1 protein-coding gene is annotated in these 441 nt (G+C 62.6%); it reads left to right on the top strand.

Features of this window, described 5'->3' with window-relative positions; translation table 11 throughout:
- Positions 1–441 (top strand): MspA family porin (locus IU450_RS39330; RefSeq protein WP_195154788.1); only part of this gene is annotated, 441 nt, incomplete at both ends.

Genomic DNA, 441 nt, shown 5'->3' with positions numbered 1-441 from the left:
CCGTTGCATCGCAATGCGTGGGTGTCGGGTAGTGCGCAGGTCGAGTTGTCGGGTGCGGCCGGGGGCAAGATTTTCCCGGGTTACACCGTGGGTTGCCAGGTGAACATCGCCGGTGGTGGTGCCACTGGTGGTGTGGACGGCAATGTGGACTGGAGTGACGGGCAGAACGTCACCGGCGGTGTGGGCGCCAACTCGGGTGGCAACCTGTCTCTCGGCCCGGGTCAGGCGAAGTCGTTCTATGTGCTCGATCTGGAGCAGGCCGATGACTTCGGTAATGAGACGCACAAGACGCGTAATGCGTTCAAGGGCACGAGTGGTTCGGTGACGTGGGCCGATGAGACCATCGGTTTGAACGGTTGCGCGGGCTATGCCCAGGCGCGTGCTTTCGTGAGCGTCGAGGTCGAGACCGACAATGTGATCACCTGGGTGACGCTGTGGGGA

Origin of the sequence: Nocardia abscessus, assembly GCF_015477775.1 — a bacterium.
In the GTDB taxonomy this organism is placed as follows: domain Bacteria; phylum Actinomycetota; class Actinomycetes; order Mycobacteriales; family Mycobacteriaceae; genus Nocardia; species Nocardia abscessus_A.
The sequence above is the reverse complement of the archived record's forward strand: the minus strand, read 5'-3'. Positions and strand labels throughout refer to the sequence as shown.